Genomic DNA, 18198 nt, shown 5'->3' on the forward strand with positions numbered 1-18198 from the left:
CCGTTTCGGCCTCGAAAGCGCATGCGCCGAAGGCGCGAGTCTCGAGGCCGAAACGGCGAGACCAAGGGGGCCTCAACCCCGCGCGCCGAAGGCGCGCAAATAAACACAGCACCTTCACGAGCAGGCCCGCATCTCGGCTATCGCGCGCCGGTGTCGTGTACCCACCTCATGGGGCCCGGTTCGCCTTTTCGCTGTCGTGAGCCGGCCTGCTTTTCGCCGTCGCGGGCCGGCCCACTTTCACCGACCGTGTGTGCTGTTTTCAGGCCCGGGCGAAGGCGAGCGTTTCCCCGGCGACGCCGTGCAGCCACAGCGTGTTGCAGGCGGCGGCCAGTTCCGGCAGCCCCTCCTCGATGGTGGCGAAGACATTGCCGGGCACCCAGCCCAGATCGCCGTTGATGAGCAGGTTGTTGCGGCCGTAGAACAGTGCGAGATCGGTGGCGCCCTGTTCGTGGTGGGCGGTCGACCCCGATTCGTACCCGTAGGCGGGATTGCCGATCTCCCAGGGTTCGAAATCGAACAGGCAGACGTCACCCGGGATCGGGGTGACCGTGGGGTTCTCCCGGTGCGGGGCGCCGGGGATCCGGGGCACCAGCGTGTACAGCTCGTTGCGGGCGTACTTGGCGTGGAAGGCATCCCCTTCCTGGGGGAGGGCCTCCCATACCGCGGCGCAGGTGCGCGGCGCTTCGTCGTCGAGCAGGCGGGCGCGGCAGGTGAGTCCGGTCTTGGTGAGGGTGATCGTGAGGTAGCGGGCCATCGATCCGTCCTGGCGTCGTACGGGTGGGGTCCGGCGACGTTGCCGGGGATTTCGCGAGCGGGGTCAGCCGCCCAGTTCGGCGAGGACCTCGGACCAGATGGTCAGGGCGTCGGCGATCTGGGCCTCGGAGACGATGAGCGGCGGGATCATCCGCACCACGTTCATATGGGCGCCGCAGGTCAGTAGCAACAGGCCCTTGGTAGCGGCCAGCTGCTGTGCGGCGGTGGCGGTTTCCCGGTCCGGGGTGCCGTCGGGGGTGATGAACTCCGAGCCCACCAGCAGGCCGAGACCCCGGACGTCGCCGACGGCTTTCGTTTCGGCCGCGCGCACACCGGCCAGCAGCTGTTCGCCGCGGACCGCCGCGTTCTCGACCAGCCCTTCCGATTCGATCACGTCGAGGGTGGCCAGGGCGGCCGCGCAGGCCACGGCGTTACCGCCGTAGGTGCCGCCCTGCGATCCGGGCCACGCCTTGCTCATCAACTCTGCGGAAGCGGCGATCCCGGAGATGGGGAAGCCACTGGCCAGACCTTTCGCCATGGTGATCACATCGGGGCGGACGTCGAAATGCTGGTGGCCGAAGAACTTCCCGGTGCGGCCGAAGCCGGTCTGGATCTCGTCGAAGATCAGCAGGATGCCGTAGCGGTCGGCGCGCTCGCGCAGGCCCTGGAAGAACTCGCGGTTGCCCGGGATGTAGCCGCCTTCGCCGAGTACGGGCTCCACGATGAACGCGGCGGTTTCCGCGGGGGAGGTGAGGGTGGCGAAGAGGTAGTCGAGTTCGCGCAGCGCGAAGGCGGTGGCCTCGGCCTCGGTCCAGCCGTACCGGAAGGCGGTGGGGAAGGGCGCTACGTGCACGCCCGACATCAGGGGGCCGAAACCGGCGGAGAAGCGGGTGCCGGAGGTGGTCATGGTGGCGGCGGCGACGGTGCGGCCGTGGAAACCACCGTGGAAGACGATCACATTGGGCCGGCCGGTGGCCTGGCGGGCCAGCCGCAGTGCCGCTTCGACGGCTTCGCTGCCGGAGTTGGCGTAGAACACCGAGTCGAGTCCCGCGGGCAGCACGCTGCCCAGGCGTTCGGTCAGTTCCAGCATCGGCCGGTGCATCACGGTGGTGTACTGGCCGTGGATCAGCTTGCCGACCTGCTCCTGCGCCGCTGCGACGACCCGGGGATGGCAGTGGCCGGTGCTGGTGACGCCGATACCGGCGGTGAAGTCGAGAAACCGGCGGCCGTCGACATCGTAGAGGTAGCAGCCGGCGCCGTGATCGACGGTGACCGGTGTGGCCTGCTTCAGGATCGGAGAAAGTTCGGCCATGGTGTTCCGCCTCCCGGGACAGTCGGTGCGGCGCGCCGGACCGACGGGTGTGCGAGGCCGAGTGGAAGCCACTCGGAAATTGTCGGATTGTTGACAATATGAATAGCACGGCGGCACTGCCCGCGGCAATGGTTCACGCCGGGTGGGTTGGCGGTGGATCCGTTCGGCCGGCCGGTCGTCGCCCGCGTGTCGCGCGGCGGTGCGCTATGTGCGCGCCCCGGCCGTCCGCTCCGGTCGCGGCGGGTCCGGGATCATTCCCGCAGCCAGATGGCCTCGGCGGCGATACTGCCCAGATCGGTGAGGGATTTCTCGCGCCCGATCCGCACCGCGATGGTGCCCGCGAAATCTCGCCGCTCCACCACGACGATCACCGTGTCCAGGGCGATTCCCACCGAATCGAAGTACCGCAGCATCTCCGGATCGGCATCGGAGATACGGGCCACCCGGCCCGACTCACCGGCCTCGAAATCGCTCAACCGGCGCGCGTGCGGCGTGGGTACCGCACCGTCCACCGACGGGATCGGGTCACCGTGTGGATCCCGATCGGGGAACCCGAGTTTCGCGTCGATCCGGGCCATCAGCAGATCCGAGACCGCGTGTTCGAGGATCTCCGCCTCGTCGTGCACCTCGTCCCAGCCGTAACCCAGCTCGCTCACCAGGAAGGTTTCGATCAAGCGGTGCCTGCGCACCATATCGATGGCGGCGCGGCGGCCGTCCTCGGTCAGGGTGATGGAGCCGTACCGGGCGTGCTCGACCAGGCCCTGGTCCGATAATTTGCGCACGGCCTCCGACACCGTGGAGGCGGAGACGCCGATCCGCTCGGCGAGCAGTTTGGTACTCACCCGCTCCTGCGACCACTCCTGGGCGGTCCAGATGACTTTCAGATAGTCCTGGGCCACCGACGACAGTCCCGGAGTGACCGATTCCCCGGCGTCGGCGAGGTCCCGTCGGGTGGCGATATCTCGTTTTCCGGGCACAATCACGAGCTTAAGCATTTCCGTGGCACAACACCTAGATGGCGCTGGTGGGCGTAGCCCACCCGCAGTACGCGCACGGCCGGAGCGGATGCGGAGGTACGCCGAGGTTTCGTTCGGGTGGGTGGTTGTGTGCGGTCGTCGGCATGTGGATGCGCACGGCCGGAGCGGATGCGGAGGTACGCATATTGCGCAGTCTCCGGGAAACCCGGTGTTCGCCCGGGCGTTGCGCAGGAGAACACCGGCCGCACCCGAATACGGTACGGCCGCATGTTTGCGTAGGCTTGGCGTCTGTGCAGAGGTGGCGAAGTCTCGACGACGTACCCGCGGACTGGGGGCGGTGCGTTCTCACGATCGGCGTGTTCGACGGTGTTCATCGCGGACACGCGCAGTTGATCAGCCGGGCGGTGAAGTCCGCTGCCGCCCGTGGTGTCCCGGCGGTACTGATGACTTTCGATCCGCACCCCATGGAGGTGATCCGGCCCGGTTCCCATCCGGCGCAGCTCACCACGCTCACCCGGCGCGCCGAACTCGCCGAGGAGCTGGGCGTCGACGTCTTCTGCGTCATGCCCTTCACCCACGACTTCATGAAGCTCACCCCCGGCGAGTACGTGCACGATCTGCTTGTGGAGCGGTTGCATGTCAGCGAAGTGGTGGTCGGCGACAATTTCACCTTCGGCAAGAAGGCCGCGGGCACCGTGGAGACCATGCGCGAACTCGGCGGCCGGTTCGGGTTCGAGGTCGACGGCGTGACCTTGCTGGGCGAGCATGCCGTCACCTTCTCCTCCACCTATATCCGCGCCTGTGTCGACGCCGGCGATATGGCCGCCGCCGCCGACGCGCTGGGCCGCCCGCACCGGGTCGAGGGTGTGGTGGTGCGCGGCGACGGCCGCGGCCGCACGCTGGGTTTTCCCACGGCCAATGTCGCACCCCCCATGCATGCCGCCATCCCGGCCGACGGGGTCTACGCGGGATGGTTCACCGTGCTGGGCCCCGGGCCGACCATCGGCACCGTGACTCCCGGCGAGCCCGTGATGGCCGCGATCTCGGTCGGCACCAACCCGACCTTCTCCGGCCGGGCCCGGACGGTCGAGGCCTACGTCCTGGACCGCGAGGCCGATCTCTACGGGCAGCATGTGGCCGTGGATTTCGTGGACCATCTGCGCGGGATGCGGAAATTCGATTCGGTCGACGAACTGGTCGCGGTCATGGGCCGGGATGTGGACGCGACCCGCAAGGTGCTCGGTTCCGGAAGCTGAACCCGGCCCGGTGCGGGCGGGTGGTGACGGCTCGGGTAGGGTGGCCCGTCGGGTCTGCTGCGGTCCGCGGCGGCACCCATCCCGGATATCCGGCCGGATCATCACGATATGCGCTGTCGGTGAATATCGAGTGCTGCGGTCCCCGGGCCTTGTGCGCGGAACTGAGAAAACAGGAGTGGATGCCCCATGGCGCTGACCACCGAGCAGAAGAAGACCATTCTCGCGGAGTACGGTCTGCATGAGACGGACACCGGTTCGCCGGAGGCCCAGATCGCGCTGCTGACCAAGCGTATCTCCGATATCACCGAGCACCTGAAGGTGCACAAGCACGATCACCACACCCGCCACGGGTTGATGGCGCTGATCGGCCGCCGCAAGCGGCTGTCGAAGTATCTGCAGAACAACGACATCAACCGCTACCGCAGCCTGATCGAACGCCTCGGCCTGCGGCGCTGATCGATCTTGAACACGCCCGGTTCCTTGAGCCGGGCGGTACGTATGCCGACGGGGCGCATACAATCGCCTCGTCGGCATTTTCGTGTACCGGGGGTCTCCCGGGCACGGAACGACAGAACCAGCCGTGCACACCCGCGCTCGTGGCGTCGGTCTTCGGTAGTGGCTTTTCGGCCCGGACGTGATATGCCGGAGAGCTTCGATCGATGACCGCCTCCGCGTCGCCGGCTCCAAGGGGAGCCCGGCCGGGTGTACGCGCCGCAGCACGAATACGGCCACCGCTGACCCCGACGGTCACCGCGGTTCCGCCGACGCGCCGCGTTCGAACCTGGTACGGCTGACACAGCCGGATCGCGCCACCGGGCGCTGTATCCGGCGAGACGAGAGGTTGAGAACAGAGAAATGCCAGAAACGATTGAACGCTCGAAGAGCTCGGCCATCGAGGTCGAACCGGGTGTTTTCGAATCCGTCGCGCTGATCGACAACGGCGCGTTCGGCACCCGCACGGTTCGCTTCGAGACGGGCCGGCTCGCGAAACAAGCCGCCGGATCGGTCGTCGCCTACCTGGACGACGAAACCATGCTGCTGTCGGCGACCACCGCCGGTAAGCACCCCAAGGACCAGTTCGACTTCTTCCCGCTGACCGTCGATGTCGAGGAGCGGATGTACGCGGCGGGCCGGATCCCCGGTTCGTTCTTCCGCCGTGAGGGCCGTCCCTCCACCGACGCGATCCTCACCTGCCGGCTGATCGACCGGCCGCTGCGCCCGTCGTTCGTCGACGGCCTGCGCAACGAGATCCAGGTCGTGGTGACCGTGCTGAGCCTGGATCCCCAGGATCTCTACGACGTGGTCGCCATCAACGCGGCGTCGGCGTCCACCCAGCTCTCGGGCCTGCCGTTCTCCGGTCCGGTCGGCGGCGTGCGCGTCGCCCTGATCAATGATCCGGCCGTGGGTACCGCCGCGGGTGGCCAGTGGGTCGCTTTCCCGACCGTCGAGCAGCTGGAGAAGGCTGTTTTCGATATGGTCGTGGCCGGCCGGGTCACCGAGACCGGTGATGTGGCGATCATGATGGTCGAGGCCGAAGCCACCGACAATGTGATCGCGCTGATCGACGGGGGCGCGCAGGCGCCGACCGAGGCCGTGGTCGCCGAGGGACTCGAGGCCGCCAAACCGTTCATCGCGCGGCTGTGCCGGGCGCAGCAGGACCTGGCCGAGCTCGCGGCCAAGCCCACCGAGGAATTCCCGCTGTTCCCGCCGTACGCCGACGACGCGTACGCCGCCGTCGAAGACGCCGCGAAGGCGCCGCTGTCGGAAGCGCTGAACATCGCCGGTAAGCAGGAGCGCGACGAGAAGATCGACGAGATCAAACTCGACGTGCTGTCCCGCCTCGGCGAATCGTTCGAGGGCCGGGAGAAGGAGCTGGGGGCCGCGTTCCGCTCGGTCACCAAGAAGCTGGTCCGGCAGCGCATCCTCACCGACGGTTTCCGCATCGACGGCCGCGGTCTGGCCGATATCCGGGCGCTGTCGGCCGAGGTCGCCGTGGTGCCGCGGGCCCACGGTTCGGCGCTGTTCGAGCGCGGCGAAACCCAGATCATGGGTGTGACCACCCTCGATATGGTCAAGATGGCGCAGCAGGTCGATTCGCTCGGCCCGGAAACCTCCAAGCGCTACATGCACCACTACAACTTCCCGCCGTACTCGACCGGTGAAACCGGCCGTGTCGGTTCGCCCAAGCGCCGCGAGATCGGCCATGGCGCGCTGGCCGAGCGGGCGCTGATGCCGGTGCTGCCGAGCCAGGAGGAGTTCCCGTACGCGATCCGGCAGGTGTCGGAGGCGCTGAGCTCCAACGGTTCGACCTCGATGGGGTCGGTCTGCGCCTCGACCCTGTCGCTGCTCAATGCCGGTGTGCCGCTGAAGGCGCCGGTTGCGGGTATCGCCATGGGCCTGGTCTCGGACACCGTCACCAACGAGACCGGCGCGCAGGAGGTCCGCTATGTGGCGCTGACCGATATCCTCGGGGCCGAGGACGCTTTCGGCGATATGGACTTCAAGGTCGCCGGTACCCGGGGTTTCGTCACCGCCCTGCAGCTCGACACCAAGCTGGACGGTATCCCCTCGCAGGTGCTGGCCGGCGCGCTGAGCCAGGCGCACGACGCCCGCACCACCATCCTGGATGTGATGGCCGAGGCCATCACCACCCCGGACGAGATGAGCCCGTACGCGCCGCGCGTCACCGCCATCAAGATCCCGGTCGACAAGATCGGTGAGGTCATCGGCCCCAAGGGCAAGATGATCAACCAGATCACCGAGGACACCGGCGCCAACATCTCCATCGAGGACGATGGCACCGTGTTCGTCGGGGCCACCGACGGCCCGTCGGCACAGGCAGCGATCGACGCGATCAACGCGATCGCCAACCCGCAGCTGCCCAAGGTCGGCGAGCGGTTCCTCGGCACCGTGGTCAAGACCACCGCCTTCGGTGCGTTCGTCTCGCTGCTGCCGGGTCGGGACGGTCTGGTGCACATCTCCAAGCTGGGCAACGGCAAGCGCGTGGCCAAGGTCGAGGACGTGGTGAACGTCGGCGACAAACTGCGCGTGGAGATCGCCGATATCGACAACCGCGGCAAGATCTCGCTGATCCCTGTCGACGAGACCGCCGACGAGGCGCCCGCCGATGCGGACGCGGCGGCGACCGAGTAGTACTGGTCGTGTGACGGAGCAGAAAACGACGGCCCCCCTGCGCCCGAGTGGGCAGGGGGGTTCGTCATCGGCGTGGCGGATCGGCGAAACGGTCGATATCGACTACGGAGTACGGCGTACCGTCCTGCCGGGTGGTCTGCGCGTGGTGACCGAGCACGTACCCGGCGTGCGGTCGGCGTCCATCGGCGTATGGGTGGGAGTCGGCTCGCGCGACGAGGGCCCGACCGTCGCCGGTGCCGCGCATTTCCTGGAACATTTGCTGTTCAAGGCCACGCCGAGCCGTTCGGCGCTGGATATCGCCGAGGCCATGGATGCCGTCGGCGGCGAACTCAACGCGTTCACCGCCAAGGAGCAGACCTGCTACTACGCCCACGTGGTGGACGAGGATCTGCCGCTGGCGGTGGACCTGGTCACCGATGTGGTGCTCAACGGCCTGTGCCGGGCGGCCGATGTCGATGTGGAACGGCATGTCGTGCTGGAGGAGATCGCGATGCGCGACGACGATCCGGAGGATCTCGTCGGTGACGCCTTCCTCACCGCGCTGTTCGGTGATCACCCGATCGGACGGCCGATCATCGGCTCGGTGGAATCCATCGAGGGGATGCGCGCGAGCCAGCTGCGTTCCTTTCATCAGCGTCGCTACACCCCCGACCGGATGGTCGTCGCGGTGGCGGGCAATATCGAGCACGAGCACACCGTGGAGCTGGTACATCGCGCGGTCGCCGGCCGGCTCGACCCTGGCGCGCTGCCCGCACCGCGGCGCGAGGGCCGGTTCCGTACCCGGGACGAGCCGAGGCTGACCTGGTCCAACCGGGACAGCGAACAGGCGCATCTGGTGTTCGGGGTGCGGGCCTACGGCCGCCACGAAGGACAGCTGCGGTGGCCGCTGTCGGTGCTCAACACGGTGGTCGGCGGCGGCCTCAGTTCCCGGCTGTTCCAGCGGATCCGGGAGGAACGCGGGCTCGCGTACTCGGTGTACTCCAGTGTGGATACCTTCGCCGATACCGGCGCGTTCTCGGTGTATCTGGGCTGCCAGCCGGAGAATCTCGGTGAGGTGGCGACGCTGGCCCGCGGGGTGCTCGAGGAGATCGCCGCGGACGGTATCACCGATGCCGAATGTGCCCGGGCCAAGGGTTCGCTGCGCGGCGGGCTGGTGCTGGGGCTGGAGGATTCGGCGTCCCGGATGAACCGGATCGGCCGCAGTGAGCTCAGCTACGGCAACCACCGCAGTGTGTCCGAGACGCTGGCCCGGATCGACGCGGTGACCACCGAGGAGGTCGGCGAGGTCGCGGCGGCGCTGCTGTCCCGGCCGTTCGCCGCGTCGGTGGCGGGGCCGTATCAGCGGGTCCGCGATCTCCCGGCGCCGGTGCGCGGACTCGCCGCGAACTGAACGACTCGGCTCGAATACCGGGTCTCGCCCGGTTCGGTGCTTCAGGCGGTTACGGCCGTGAGACGAGCGGCCGCGCCGGCCGCCTCGCCCGCTCGGCCGTCAGTCTTCTCGGCGGGGGGCCGCGCGATTGGCGGCGCCGACGACGGAGTCCAGCAGGCCGGGCAGGGTCCGGTCGAGGTCGGCGATGCGCAATCGCTGATGGGTTTGTCCGTCGATCATCAGGCGTTCGATGACACCGGCCTCGCGCAGCACCTTGAAGTGGTGGGTGGCGGTCGACTTGTTGATCACTTCGTAGAGGGCGGCGCAGCGTATGGCGTCGTCCGCGTTGTACAGGCGGCGGACCATTTCCAGGCGCACCGGGTCCTGGAGCGCGGCCAGGACCACGGGAAGCGGGGCGACCGGGGCCGGGGTATCCGTGGTCGGTGTGGTCTGCGTCATGATCTACTCGCTTGGGTTTGATGATCATCGAACCTCGGTTTAGGCTCGATGCAGTTCGATCAACGTCAAACTTACCTGTTTCGGGGTTCTCATGGCAGCGACAGCGGCGGTACTCACCGACGACAGAACGATTCAACCCTGGGCCTACGGTCTCGTCCTCGGCGCGACGGGGGTCGCGCTCGGGGTGTCCGGTGTACCGGCCCCGCTCTACGGTCTCTACGAACAGCAGTGGCATCTCTCCCCGCTGACCACCACCGTCGTCTTCGCGGTCTACGCGATCGCGGCCCTCGGCGCCGTCCTCGTCTCGGGCCGGATCTCTGATGTGGTCGGGCGCAAACCGGTCCTGCTCGGGGCGTTCGCGGTGATGATCGCCGGCCTGGTGGTGTTCGTCCTCGCCGATACCGTGCCCATGCTGCTGCTCGCCCGCGCCCTGCACGGGATGGCCGTCGGTGCCACCGTGGTCGCCGGGGCGGCGGCGCTGCTCGACCTGCGACCGCATCGCGGCGCGCGCTCGGGTCAGCTCACCGGCGTCGCGTTCAATGTGGGCATGGCGGTGGCCATCATGGGCTCGGCGCTGCTGGCCCAGTACGCACCCCATCCGCTGCGCACACCGTATGTGGTGATCAGCATCGTCTGCCTGCTCGTCACCGCCGGGGTACTGGCATTACGCGAACCGCACGCGGCGCGGGTCGCCGGCCGGATCCGCATCGCCCGTCCCGCCGTACCCCGCGAGATCCGCGCCGATTTCTGGTTCGCGGCGATGGGGGTCATGGCCGCGTGGTCGGTGCTCGGCGTGCTGCTGTCGCTGTATCCGTCGCTGGCCGCGCAGCAGACCGGTATCCACAACCTCGTCTTCGGCGGGGTCGTGGTGGCGGCGACCGCGACGGCGGCCGCGCTCGTCCAGTTGTTCGCCACCGCTATCCCGGCCCGGCGCGCGGCCGTCGGCGGCGATATCGGAATGGCCGCCGCCCTGATCCTGACCGTGCCCGCGCTGGGTACGCACAACTGGGTCGCGGTACTGGCGGCCGGTGTCCTGCTCGGTGGCACCTTCGGACTCGGATTCGGCGGGTCGCTGCGCCACCTCTCCCATGTGGTGCCCGAACACCGGCGGGGCGAGACCATGTCGGCCTACTACCTGCTCGCCTACACCTCCATGGCGCTGCCGACCGTCCTCGCGGGCTGGGCCGCCACCACCTGGGGCCTGCATACGGTGTTCCCCTGGTTCGTGGGCGTCGTCGCGGTGGCCTGCCTGGGTGCCGCGACGCTGGGATTGCGCCGCGGCACCCGGTAGGGCTACGCCGGCCATCCCCCGTAGGGCACGGTGATCAACTCCACATAGTGACCGCTGGGGTCCAAGAAGTAGACGCCGCGACCACCGTCGTTGTGGTTGATCTCGCCCGCGGCTTTCTGCTGCGGGTCGGCCCAGTGCGCGAGACCGTACCGCTGGATCTTGGCGTAGGCGGCGTCGAACTCCTGCTCCGAGATCAGGAACGCGTAGTGCTGGCCCTGGATTTCGGTGATATGCGGAGGGACGTTCGCGAAATCGAACGTGACCCCGTTGCCGGTGACCAGTGGAATGAAGTGGCCCCATGGGGCGCCTGGTTCCACGCCCAGGATATCGCCCCAGAATTCGGCCGATTCGCGGTTGTCACGGCACCCGACAATGGTGTGGTTGAACTGAACGGACAAAGGAATATCTCCTCGAAGTCGTGATGGTCCCGACCCCGGGCTCGGTACAAGGCGGCCAACGGGAGCACCATCACGGCACAGGAGAATAGTCCGAACCGGATCATGATCGAAACCCGAGCGCGGCCTACCGTGGTGAGCATGAGAATTCGTGGGGCAGTCCTGGAACGGATCGGCGCGCCGGTGCCGTACGCCGAGTCGGCGCCGATCACCATCAGCGAACTCGACCTCGCCGACCCGGGGCCCGGCGAGATCCTGGTGCGCATCGAAGCCGCCGGCCTCTGCCACTCCGACCTCTCGGTGGTCGACGGCAACCGGGTGCGACCGGTGCCGATGCTGCTCGGACACGAAGCCGCAGGCAAGGTCGTCCAGGCGGGTCCCGGCGTAGACCTGCCCGTCGGCCGGCGGGTCGCGATGACCTTCCTTCCGCGCTGCGGCGAATGCGCCGGATGCGCCTCCGGCGGCCGGACCCCGTGTATTCCCGGCAGCGCGGCCAACAACGCGGGCGAACTGCTCGGTGGCGGCCGCCGACTACACCGCGACGGCGCCGAAGTACAGCACCACCTCGGAGTCTCCGGGTTCGCGACCCACGCGGTGGTGGACCGGCGTTCCGTGGTGCCGGTGGACGACGACGTGCCGCCGGAAGTCGCCGCCGTGCTCGGCTGCGCGGTCCTGACCGGCGGTGGAGCCCTGCTGAACTCGGCGAAACCGGCCGCGACCGACCGGGTCATGGTGGTCGGCCTCGGCGGTGTGGGCATGGCGGCCGTCCTGGTGGCGGTCTCCCTGGGTGTCCGGGAGGTCATCGCCGTCGACACGGTCCCGGACAAACTGGCGCTGGCCCGCGAGCTCGGGGCCGGGAGCGCGTACACGCCCGCCGAAGTCGCCGACGAAGGTATCCAGGCGGAAGTCGTCGTCGAAGCGGTCGGCGCCGCCCGGGCCTTCGAAAGCGCGGTCGCGGCCACCGCGCCCGGCGGTGTCACCGTGACGGTGGGCCTGCCCGCCCCCGACGCCCGCGCGACCATCTCACCCCTGGGCCTGGTGGCCCAGGGCCGTTCGATCGTCGGCAGCTACCTCGGATCGGCGGTCCCGTCGCGTGATATCCCCGAATACGTCCGGATGTGGCGCGACGGCCGGCTCCCGGTGGAAAAACTGATCTCCGCCCGGATCGGGCTGGCGGATATCAACGGCGCCATGGACGAGCTCGCCGCCGGACACGCCCTCCGCCAAGTGATCATCTTCTGAGCTGTGGCATGACAGCGCGGTCGGCGCCAGGGAGTCGCGGCCCTCGTGAGCCCGGGTGATGCACGCCGTCGCTCGGGGCCGCTGCGCTTCTTCGCTCCGCCGCGCGGGAACCGAGCGGGTCCCGACCACCGGCGCTGCACTTCGGAGCATGATGTGGGCGCCGGCAGGAATCCGATCGGTCTGATCCGCGGACCGCCCACCTGATTCCGTCACGAACAGGACACACCCGCCAGGCGCCGGGTTCAGCGAGGGTCACAAGGTCGAGCCCGCCCCATCCCGCCTTTGGCGGGAGGCGAGCAGACGTGCGCCTGGACCCGCTGGGAATCGCCATGGACCCAGCCCGGCACCGGCTACCCGACCGCCATCACCTTCGCGCCCCACGAACAGGCAACCGACCCGGTGCCGAGTCTTACGAGGCCCGCGAAGGGTCGAGGCCCGTCCCGCCGTTCAGGCCTCGAAGTGCATGTGGCGCAGCCGCGAGTCTCGAGGCCTGAACAGCGGGACCAAGGGGGCCTCGACCCCGCGCCGCCGGGGGCGGCGCCAATCAACACAGTAGGCTCGGACCGCAGGTCGACGACGAACAGGGAGTGGCGAGGTGACGGAACCGATTCGGGTTGGCGTTCTGGGAGCACAGGGCAAGGTCGGGCAGGCCATCTGTGCCGCCGTCGAGGCGGCCGCCGATCTCGAGCTCGTCGCCGCGGTCGACAAGGACGATCCGCTGAGCCGGCTCGTCGAATCCGGCACCCAGGTCGTTGTCGACTTCACCCACCCCGATGTGGTGATGGGCAATCTGCAATTCCTGGTGGAGAACGGAATCCACGCGGTGGTCGGGACGACCGGGTTCGACGAGGCGCGGCTCGATCAGGTGCGGGGCTGGCTGGCCGGGCGGGCGGAGGTCGGGGTGCTGATCGCCCCGAATTTCGCGATCGGGGCGGTGCTGTCCATGCGTTTCGCCGAACAGGCCGCCCGGTTCTTCGAATCGGTCGAGGTGATCGAGCTGCATCATCCGAACAAGGCCGACGCGCCGTCGGGTACCGCCTACCGGACCGCCGGGATCATCGCCGAGGCCCGGGAGAAGGCCGGCGCCGGACCGATTCCGGATGCCACCACCACCGAACTCGAGGGTGCGCGCGGGGCGGAGGTCGGCGGGGTACGGGTGCATTCGGTGCGGCTGGCGGGTCTGGTGGCGCATCAGGAGGTGCTGTTCGGGACCCAGGGAGAGACGCTCACCATCCGCCACGATTCGATCGACCGCTCGTCGTTCGCGCCCGGTGTACTGCTCGGGGTGCGCCAGATCGGTCTGCGGCCGGGGCTCACTGTCGGCCTCGATCCGTTCCTCGACCTGTGAGCGATTCCGCCGGTGAGTCCGGCCGCGAGGTATGGAAGATCGTCGCGATGGTGGCGGCGCTGGTGCTGGCGCTGGTCTTCTATTTCCTGTGGCTGGGCCGGATCGCGGTGGCGCTGCTGACCTCGGGGGATGTCGCGGCCATCGCGCTGGGTATCGGAGTGCTGATCCTGCCGCTGCTGGGGGTGTGGATGGTCGTGTCCACCCTGCGGTCGGCGCTGGATCATCAGCGGCTGGCCCGCCGGATCCACGACGCGGGCCTGGAATTGGATACCGCGGAGCTGCCGCGTCGCCCGTCCGGCCGGATCGAACGCGCGGCCGCCGACGAACTGTTCCTGTCGGTGAAGAAGGAGTGGGAGGCCGACCCCGACAACTGGCGGGTGTCCTACCGGCTGGCGCGTGCCTACGACTGCGCCGGCGACCGCTCCCGGGCCCGCGACACCATGCGCCGCGCGGTGGAGCTGGAGAAAAACGAGCGCCGCACCGGAGGCTGAACCGCCGCCGCGAGCCGTTAGGCTCGGCGAGGTGCCGAGGTTGCTGATCGTCCACCACACGCCGTCCCCGCATATGCAGGCGATGTTCGAAGCGGTCCTGGCGGGGGCGACCGACCCGGAGATCGAAGGGGTGGAGGTGGTCCGCCGTGCGGCATTGGCGCTCACACCCGACGAAATGCTGGCCGCCGACGGCTATCTGCTGGGGACCCCGGCCAATCTGGGCTACATGTCCGGCGCGTTGAAGCACGCCTTCGACACCTGCTACTACCCGTGCCTGGACAGCACCCGTGGCCGGCCGTACGGGCTGTACATCCACGGGAACGAGGGCACCGAAGGCGCCGAGCGGGGTGTGGCATCGATAACCACCGGACTCGGCTGGGTCAAGGCGGCGAATCCGGTGGTGGTGATGGGAAAACCGGCGAAGGACGATCTCGAGCGCTGCTGGGAGCTGGGCGCCACGGTGGCCGCCGGGCTGATGGGCTGACCTCATCGCTCACCCTCCCCGGAATAGGGGATGACCGGCCACGCCCGGATTGCCATACTTCTGGGACAGGGGGTCGGGTCGGGGTGACGGGAGTTCAGAGGTGAGCGACGCTGTCGCGAAAACATATGTGCCACGCCGGATCGGGTTGGTGGAGGACCACGAATCGGTGGCGATCGGATTGCGCGCGATGCTCGGGCCGCATCCGGATCTGAGGCTGGTCGCGACCGCCACCACGGTCGCCGGACTGCTGGAGGATCCGGCCTGCGTACTCGGCGGCACCTGGGTGCTGGACCTGGTCGTGCTGGATCTGCGGCTCGCCGACGATTCCGTGCCCGAGGACAATGTGCGGGCTTTGCGCGCCCGCGGCGTCGAGGTATTGGTGTTCACCGGCGCGGAGAATCCGTATCTGGTGCGTGCGGCCGCGCGGGCGGGGGTGCTGGGTGTACTGCGCAAGTCGGAGGATGTGGCCGCGGTGGTCGCGGCGGTCCGCCGCGCGGCCTCCGGCGAACAGGTGGTGACCACCGACTGGGCCGCGGCCATCGACGGTGACCCGCACCTGTCCAGTGTGGGTCTGAGCCCCCGGCAGGAAGAGGTGCTCACTCTGTACGCCTCCGGGGAGAAGGCCTCCCGGGTGGCCCGGCTGACCGGCCTGTCGGAACAGACCGTCAACGACTATCTGGGCCGGATCCGGCAGAAGTACGCCGATGCGGGACGTCCCGCCCCTACCAAGACCGACCTGTACAAGCGGGCGGTGGAGGACGGCTGGTTGCCGGTCCCCGAACGCCGCCGGTGAGGCCCGGGTTCGGCACCGCTGCGGCGGGCGACCCGGTCGCGGCGTGGGGCGGGCCGGGCGTCGCGCGCCGGGTGCGCGCGGTGCTTGCGCCCGGTCGCGGCGCGGGACGGGAACCGGCCGCCGATCGGGTGCTGCGTGCGTTCGGCCTGGTGGTCGGCCTGGCCGGTACGATCGCCGCGCTGCTGGAACTGCCCGAAATCGTCCTGCAGCATCGCGGGATGCCGCTGCTGTGGTCCTTGCTGACCGTATCGGTCGCGTTCGGGATGCTGCCGGTGCTCGCAGGGGTGTCGCTGCTCGCCGGGCCGCGGTGGATCCGGCCGGTGGCCGGAGCCGCCGCGCTCGGCAATCTCGCCGCCATGGTTCTACTGCTGGCCTATCTTCCGCCGATCGCGGCGGCCCCGGGACCGGTGTGGGCCTACCGCTTGATGGCGATCGGTGTCCTGGCGGCCGCGCTGGCCTGGCATCCGCTGCTCGCGGGCGGATATCTCGTGCTCGTGGTGGCCTTGCCGGGCGTTTCTCTGCACTTCCTGCTCGGCGCCACCACGCTGCCGCAGGCTCTCGACGCCTTCGCGCGCGACGCGGCACTGTGCCTGCTGGTGCTGTGGTGCGTCGTGTACGCCCGTCGCGCGGGCGCCCGGGTGGACCGGGAAACCCTGCGGTCGAGCGAGCTGGCGGCGGCGGTCGCGGGCGCCGCCGCCCGGGAACGGGAGCGCGCCCGGTTCGCCGCCCTCATCCACGACGCGGTGCTGTCCACGCTGCTGGACGCGTCCCGTACCGCGGGTCCGGCACCGGTCCTGCGGGACCAGGCCCAGCGCGCCCTCGACCAACTCGACGAGACGCGGATCGTCGAGTCCCGGCCGGAGATCCTGGATGCCGATTCGGTGGCCGGATTCCTGCGCTCGGCAGTGCACGAGGTGAGCCGGAGCGTCGAATTCACGGTGCGGCAGTGCGATAGCAGGGCCACGTTGCGGATGCCCTGGCACGCGGCGGGCACGGTGGCCGCGGCGCTCGCCGAGGCCACCCGCAACAGTCTGCGTCATGCGGCCGTGCCCGGGCGCACTGTCCGGCACACGGTGGCGGTCACGGTCGATGCGGACGCGCTGCGGGTCGTTGTGCGCGACGACGGGGCAGGTTTCGACCGGCACGCCGTGCCGTCCGACCGGCTCGGTGTCTCGGTCAGCATCCTGGGCCGGATGCGGCAGCTGCCCGGCGGCGCCGGGTTCGTGGACTCGGCACCGGGAGAGGGCACCACGGTCACGCTGATGTGGGACAGCCACGGACAGGACGGCGATGCCCGAGCGGGACGGTGATACCGAACTGCGCGCACTGCTCGGTATGCGCGGCCGGGCCGGCTGGTTCTTCCTGGCCGGGCTGGCCACCACGATCGCGCTGCACATGCTGCCGACCTTCCGGGCCGTCCCGCCCGCGCAGGCCGTACCTGCGTCGGTCGCGATGCTGGCCGGTGCGGTGATCGTGGCTCTCGTGCCCGGCGAGCCGCTCCCGTGGCCGGCCACGGGCGCCGCGCTGCTGGCCGGGCTCGCCGCGGTGGTGTCGACCAATCTGAATTCCCACGACGGCGCGGTACGGGGGCAATGGGCCGCCTTCGCCTTCTCCTACGTACTGGCCGTGCTCGCGCTGCGCGGCCGGATCGGTGCGGCCTGGGCCGGCGCGGCCGCAGTGGCCGCGACCCTGGCAGGCCTCGATATCGCACTGGATGTCCGGATCGGTTCACTGGTCATGCCGATCATCGCACTGTGTGCCGTGGCCGGGACCTCGGTGTGCGCGCTGATCCTGCGCCCGACGCAGCGGTCGCTGCGAGTGCTGCACGAGGACACGGCGATGCGCGCGGCCGCGGAGGCGACCATGGCGGCGGAGCATGCCGAGCGTGTCCGCCAGCTCGCCCGGCTGGATCGGGTCGCCCGCCCGCTTCTCGAACGGATCGCCTGCGGTGCCGAATTGTCGGCAGCAGAACGGAAGCAGTGCCGGCTACTCGAGGCCGAGTTGCGAGACAGCCTGCGCGCGCCGCAACTGGTGACCGAACAGCTCATCGGCGCGGCGCGCGGGGCCCGGTCCCGCGGGGTCGAGGTGCTGTTGCTCGACGACGGCGGTTTCACGCAGGCACCGGCCGCGGACCGGGCGGAGGTCGTGCGAATCGCGATCGAGGCACTGGAGGCCGCCACCACGGGCGCGGTGACGGTCCGGGTACTTCCCGCGGGCCGGCGTCTCCTCGCGACAGTGCTGGTCAGCGCCGGGGGAGACGACCGGCGTACCGATATCGCGGCGTCAGATCCCGGTCGCGGAACGAGCCGGGCCGGGGACTACGACTGCTCGTCGCGTTTGGGGCCGTAGCCGCCACGCATCTGGTCGCGCAGCGCGCCGGAGACCACTCCGGACATCCAGGAGTTCAGCGACTGCCCGCTTTGCGCGGCGGCTTCCTCGGCGCGCGCCTTCACCTGTTCGACCAGACGCAAGGTCACCCGGCTGATATCGCCGGTCATCTCCTCGAAGCTCGGGTTGTCGCCGGCCGGGGCGCGGCGCACCTCGATATCGGCTTCGGTGCCGTGCAGGGAGACACGCACGGTGCGGTCCCCCAGTTCGGCGCTAACGGTATCGGCGAGTTCGGTGAGGGCCGCGAGCAGGGCCAGCCGGGCCGAGTTCTCCACCGCGCCGGCCAGCGCGGCGGCCGTGGCCTGCGTCTTCTCGTCACCCAGGGCGGCGGCGGCCACCAGGTCCTCGCGAATGCGGGCGGTGTATTTGGTCAAATCCATGACACCAGTGTGACGCCATTTCTGATGTCGTTCAAGGACGGAAATGACGGCGAAATGGCGGTATAATGCTGTCGGCGGTCGGTGCGGCGGCCGAGAACACAGACGAG

18 protein-coding genes are annotated in these 18198 nt (G+C 69.3%); 12 read left to right on the plus strand and 6 right to left on the minus strand.

Features of this window, described 5'->3' with window-relative positions:
- Positions 1-259 precede the first annotated feature (259 nt).
- The 3 genes from AB0H42_RS13460 to AB0H42_RS13470 all read right to left on the minus strand — a co-directional run bounded on the left by AB0H42_RS13460 (position 260) and on the right by AB0H42_RS13470 (position 3060).
- Positions 260-754: a DUF3830 family protein gene (locus AB0H42_RS13460; RefSeq protein WP_357054563.1), complete on the minus strand. Its 495-nt coding sequence runs from the start codon at positions 752-754 to the stop codon at positions 260-262.
- A 63-nt stretch (positions 755-817) separates the two neighbouring features.
- The gene (locus AB0H42_RS13465) at positions 818-2065 is read right to left on the minus strand and encodes an aminotransferase class III-fold pyridoxal phosphate-dependent enzyme (RefSeq protein WP_357054566.1); all 1248 of its coding nucleotides are present in this window, start codon (positions 2063-2065) and stop codon (positions 818-820) included.
- A gap of 251 nt (positions 2066-2316) precedes the next feature.
- Positions 2317-3060 (minus strand): metal-dependent transcriptional regulator, encoded by a 744-nt coding sequence (locus tag AB0H42_RS13470; protein WP_357054570.1) that lies wholly within the window; start codon positions 3058-3060, stop codon positions 2317-2319.
- Positions 3061-3332: 272 nt separating this feature from the next.
- Between AB0H42_RS13470 and AB0H42_RS13475 the strand changes: the two genes are divergently transcribed.
- The 4 genes from AB0H42_RS13475 to AB0H42_RS13490 all read left to right on the plus strand — a co-directional run bounded on the left by AB0H42_RS13475 (position 3333) and on the right by AB0H42_RS13490 (position 8841).
- The gene (locus tag AB0H42_RS13475) at positions 3333-4298 is read left to right on the plus strand and encodes a bifunctional riboflavin kinase/FAD synthetase (protein WP_357054573.1); all 966 of its coding nucleotides are present in this window, start codon (positions 3333-3335) and stop codon (positions 4296-4298) included.
- Positions 4299-4484: 186 nt separating this feature from the next.
- Complete coding sequence (gene rpsO, locus AB0H42_RS13480; RefSeq protein WP_030521700.1) at positions 4485-4754, plus strand: 30S ribosomal protein S15; 270 nt, start codon at positions 4485-4487, stop codon at positions 4752-4754.
- A gap of 399 nt (positions 4755-5153) precedes the next feature.
- Positions 5154-7451, plus strand: a complete 2298-nt coding sequence (locus AB0H42_RS13485) for a polyribonucleotide nucleotidyltransferase (protein WP_357054576.1) — start codon at positions 5154-5156, stop codon at positions 7449-7451.
- Between the two features lie 79 nt (positions 7452-7530).
- The gene (locus AB0H42_RS13490) at positions 7531-8841 is read left to right on the plus strand and encodes a pitrilysin family protein (RefSeq protein WP_357055089.1); all 1311 of its coding nucleotides are present in this window, start codon (positions 7531-7533) and stop codon (positions 8839-8841) included.
- 99 nt (positions 8842-8940) lie between these two features.
- On the opposite strand, the gene AB0H42_RS13495 is transcribed toward AB0H42_RS13490, so the two are convergent.
- Complete coding sequence (locus tag AB0H42_RS13495) at positions 8941-9279, minus strand: helix-turn-helix domain-containing protein (protein WP_357054579.1); 339 nt, start codon at positions 9277-9279, stop codon at positions 8941-8943.
- A gap of 91 nt (positions 9280-9370) precedes the next feature.
- On the opposite strand from AB0H42_RS13495, the gene AB0H42_RS13500 reads away from it, so the two are divergent.
- Positions 9371-10570 (plus strand): MFS transporter, encoded by a 1200-nt coding sequence (locus AB0H42_RS13500; RefSeq protein ID WP_357054582.1) that lies wholly within the window; start codon positions 9371-9373, stop codon positions 10568-10570.
- Positions 10571-10572: 2 nt separating this feature from the next.
- Here the strand turns inward: AB0H42_RS13500 and AB0H42_RS13505 are convergent, their stop codons facing one another.
- Positions 10573-10968, minus strand: coding sequence for a VOC family protein (locus AB0H42_RS13505; protein ID WP_357054585.1), 396 nt, complete (start codon positions 10966-10968; stop codon positions 10573-10575).
- Positions 10969-11106: 138 nt separating this feature from the next.
- Between AB0H42_RS13505 and AB0H42_RS13510 the strand changes: the two genes are divergently transcribed.
- The 7 genes from AB0H42_RS13510 (at position 11107) to AB0H42_RS13540 (ending at position 17672) form a co-directional block, all read left to right on the plus strand.
- Positions 11107-12207, plus strand: coding sequence for an alcohol dehydrogenase catalytic domain-containing protein (locus AB0H42_RS13510; RefSeq protein ID WP_357054588.1), 1101 nt, complete (start codon positions 11107-11109; stop codon positions 12205-12207).
- Between the two features lie 595 nt (positions 12208-12802).
- The gene (gene dapB / locus AB0H42_RS13515) at positions 12803-13555 is read left to right on the plus strand and encodes a 4-hydroxy-tetrahydrodipicolinate reductase (RefSeq protein WP_357054591.1); all 753 of its coding nucleotides are present in this window, start codon (positions 12803-12805) and stop codon (positions 13553-13555) included.
- Positions 13556-13602: 47 nt separating this feature from the next.
- Positions 13603-14046 carry a hypothetical protein gene (locus AB0H42_RS13520; RefSeq protein WP_357055092.1) on the plus strand — a complete coding sequence of 148 codons (444 nt, stop codon included), beginning with the start codon at positions 13603-13605 and terminating at the stop codon, positions 14044-14046.
- Between the two features lie 31 nt (positions 14047-14077).
- Complete coding sequence (locus AB0H42_RS13525; RefSeq protein WP_357054594.1) at positions 14078-14530, plus strand: flavodoxin family protein; 453 nt, start codon at positions 14078-14080, stop codon at positions 14528-14530.
- Between the two features lie 100 nt (positions 14531-14630).
- Positions 14631-15323 (plus strand): LuxR C-terminal-related transcriptional regulator, encoded by a 693-nt coding sequence (locus AB0H42_RS13530; RefSeq protein WP_357054597.1) that lies wholly within the window; start codon positions 14631-14633, stop codon positions 15321-15323.
- Positions 15320-16633, plus strand: coding sequence for an ATP-binding protein (locus AB0H42_RS13535; protein ID WP_357054600.1), 1314 nt, complete (start codon positions 15320-15322; stop codon positions 16631-16633). The genes AB0H42_RS13530 and AB0H42_RS13535 overlap by 4 nt, the downstream gene beginning before the upstream one ends.
- Complete coding sequence (locus AB0H42_RS13540; RefSeq protein ID WP_357054603.1) at positions 16614-17672, plus strand: hypothetical protein; 1059 nt, start codon at positions 16614-16616, stop codon at positions 17670-17672. The genes AB0H42_RS13535 and AB0H42_RS13540 overlap by 20 nt, the downstream gene beginning before the upstream one ends.
- Here the strand turns inward: AB0H42_RS13540 and AB0H42_RS13545 are convergent.
- Positions 17642-18091, minus strand: a complete 450-nt coding sequence (locus AB0H42_RS13545; RefSeq protein WP_357054606.1) for a hypothetical protein — start codon at positions 18089-18091, stop codon at positions 17642-17644. The genes AB0H42_RS13540 and AB0H42_RS13545 overlap by 31 nt on opposite strands.
- Positions 18092-18198 lie beyond the last annotated feature (107 nt).

It is taken from the genome of Nocardia sp. NPDC050799, assembly GCF_040654015.1.
In the GTDB taxonomy this organism is placed as follows: Bacteria; Actinomycetota; Actinomycetes; order Mycobacteriales; family Mycobacteriaceae; genus Nocardia.

Excerpts from the sequence above, each read along its gene's own strand:
- AB0H42_RS13545 (WP_357054606.1), bottom strand. The coding sequence starts at position 18,091 with ATGGATTTGACCAAATACACCGCCCGCATTCGCGAGGACCTGGTGGCC.
- AB0H42_RS13470 (WP_357054570.1), bottom strand. The coding sequence starts at position 3,060 with ATGCTTAAGCTCGTGATTGTGCCCGGAAAACGAGATATCGCCACCCGA.
- AB0H42_RS13540 (WP_357054603.1), top strand. The coding sequence starts at position 16,614 with ATGCCCGAGCGGGACGGTGATACCGAACTGCGCGCACTGCTCGGTATG.
- AB0H42_RS13510 (WP_357054588.1), top strand. The coding sequence starts at position 11,107 with ATGAGAATTCGTGGGGCAGTCCTGGAACGGATCGGCGCGCCGGTGCCG.
- AB0H42_RS13495 (WP_357054579.1), bottom strand. The coding sequence starts at position 9,279 with ATGACGCAGACCACACCGACCACGGATACCCCGGCCCCGGTCGCCCCG.
- AB0H42_RS13520 (WP_357055092.1), top strand. The coding sequence starts at position 13,603 with ATGGTGGCGGCGCTGGTGCTGGCGCTGGTCTTCTATTTCCTGTGGCTG.
- AB0H42_RS13485 (WP_357054576.1), top strand. The coding sequence starts at position 5,154 with ATGCCAGAAACGATTGAACGCTCGAAGAGCTCGGCCATCGAGGTCGAA.
- AB0H42_RS13460 (WP_357054563.1), bottom strand. The coding sequence starts at position 754 with ATGGCCCGCTACCTCACGATCACCCTCACCAAGACCGGACTCACCTGC.
- AB0H42_RS13500 (WP_357054582.1), top strand. The coding sequence starts at position 9,371 with ATGGCAGCGACAGCGGCGGTACTCACCGACGACAGAACGATTCAACCC.
- AB0H42_RS13465 (WP_357054566.1), bottom strand. The coding sequence starts at position 2,065 with ATGGCCGAACTTTCTCCGATCCTGAAGCAGGCCACACCGGTCACCGTC.
- rpsO (WP_030521700.1), top strand. The coding sequence starts at position 4,485 with ATGGCGCTGACCACCGAGCAGAAGAAGACCATTCTCGCGGAGTACGGT.